The sequence below is a fragment of the Aquitalea sp. ASV11 genome (genome assembly GCF_016429185.1).
Classification (GTDB): domain Bacteria; phylum Pseudomonadota; class Gammaproteobacteria; order Burkholderiales; family Chromobacteriaceae; genus Aquitalea; species Aquitalea pelogenes.
This window is the reverse complement of sequence record NZ_JAELUD010000135.1, coordinates 1-1,976: the sequence shown is the minus strand read 5'-3', so window position 1 is coordinate 1,976 and position 1,976 is coordinate 1. Positions and strand designations below refer to the sequence as shown.

The window sequence follows — 1,976 nt, the reverse complement described above, 5'->3', positions numbered from 1 at the left end:
GGCGTCGGTTTGTTCCTGCGCGGTCAGGCGGGTCATCACCCCTTGCAGGGCTTGCAGCAGGGCGGCGGCATCGCTGCCTTCGGCGGATACCACCAGCCGGTCACCGCGTTGCAGGCCCAGTTGCAGCAGGGAAATCATGTTCTTGGCGTCAGCCACATGGTGGCCGTGACGTACTTGTACCTGTGCCGCGTACTGGCGGGCGGTTTCAACCCAGGCGGTGGCCGGGCGGGCGTGCAGGCCATTGGGGTAGTCCACCTGCCATTCAAACTGTTCGGCCAGATCGCCAGCTGCTTGCTGCGGCGCAGCCGGTGCGGCCGCGGTATCGGACAGGGCGGCAATCAGGTCTTGCGGGTTGCTGGTGGCAAACAGCAGCTGCAGGCGGGGTTCGTCTTGCAGCAAGCGGGTAAGTCTGCGCAGCAACTGGATGTGTTCGTCCGACTGGGCGGCAATGGCAAACAGCAGGTGGGTGGTTTGTCCCGGGTTCCACTCCAGGCCCTGCGGAATCTGCAGGATGGCAATGCCGGTGCGCTTGATCAGGTGGCGGTCTTCCACCATGCCATGCGGAATGGAGACGCCATGACCCAGAAAGGTATTGGCCACGGCTTCGCGTGCCAGCAGGCTGTCGATATAGGCGGCGTCGATACAGCCAGCGTTGGCCAGCAGCTGGCCGGCCTGGCGGATGGCCTCTTCCTTGCTGGCCGGAGCGGTGGCAAGGCAAATCAGTTCCGGATGGATCAGATCGTGCGACATCGGGAGTGGTCTCCTGGTACTGTTATTTTGCTGCATTGCACCCAAAAAGGGGCTGTGCTGGCTATTGTCTGGCGTTGCGTTGATGGCATTGAAAACGATTACATAATTGCTGTCAATATTGATTGTTGACTATCTGGATCAAATTTTACTCAAGTCAACAAGATGCATTGAAACCAAAGGCTTGCAATGGTTTTGGACTTGATGCACGATCACGACAATCTGACTGAAAACGATTGCAAAATGACGGTAGGCATCAAGGATGTAGCCCGCGCCGCAGGGGTATCGGTGGCAACGGTATCGCGTGCATTGGGCGGTGGCCCGGTCAGCGAGGAGCTGCGCAAGAAAGTGGAAGCAGCGGTGGCTGCCACCGGCTATCTGCCCAACCTGTCGGCGCGACGCTTGCGCTCGCAGCACAGCCACACCATCGGGCTGATTGTGTCCGATATCCGCAACCCCTTTTTCACGGCGGTCAGCCGCGCGGTGGAGGACGCCGCCTATGCAGTGGGGATGCGGGTGATTCTGTGCAATACCGATGAGAACCCGCAAAAAGAAGCCATGTATTTGCGGCTGATGCAGGAAGAACGGGTGACCGGGGTCATTTTTGCCCCCACCCGTGCCACCGCGCAAAAGCTGGACCCGCACCAGCTGGGTTTCCCGGTGGTACTGATAGACCGCGCGGCCCCGCCCGGCCAGACCGATGCCGTGGTGCTGGACAATGCCGAAGCCGCCAGTCTGCTGGTGGAGCATTTGCTGGCGCAGGGCTATCGCCGTATCGGCGGTCTGTTTGGTAACACCAGTACCACCGGTGCCGAGCGCCATGCCGGTGTGGTGGCTGCCATGCAGCAGCATGGCTTGCAGGCGGAGGCGCGCTTTATTGCGCCCACGCCGGAGGCGGCAGAACAGGCCGTGCGCGACTGGCTGCGCGAACCGGTTCAACCGGAAGCGCTGATTGCCAGTAATGGCCTGGTATTGCTGGGCATGTTACGCGGCGCGCGGGCGGCGGGCGTGAGCATTCCGGCGCAGTTGGCACTGGCCGGTTTTGACAATGACAACTGGACCGAGCTGGCCGGCCCCGGCCTGACGGTGATCGAGCAACCGGTGTACGACATTGGCCGCACCGCCATGAAGATGCTGCTGGAGCGACTGGAAGACCCGGCGCGCAGTGCGCGCAAGGTGGTGCTGTCCGGCCGCTTGATTGCCCGTGGTTCTACCGCACACAACCTGGC

Annotated in this window: 2 protein-coding genes; one reads left to right on the top strand and one right to left on the bottom strand. The window is 61.8% G+C overall.

Annotated features, from left to right (window positions below):
- Positions 1–750 (bottom strand): HPr family phosphocarrier protein (locus tag JHD62_RS21235; RefSeq protein ID WP_199104552.1); only part of this gene is annotated, 750 nt, incomplete at its 3' end.
- 201 nt (positions 751–951) lie between these two features.
- On the opposite strand from JHD62_RS21235, the gene JHD62_RS21230 reads away from it, so the two are divergent.
- On the top strand, positions 952–1,976 hold a 1,025-nt coding region (locus tag JHD62_RS21230; RefSeq protein ID WP_233161147.1), incomplete at its 3' end, for a LacI family DNA-binding transcriptional regulator.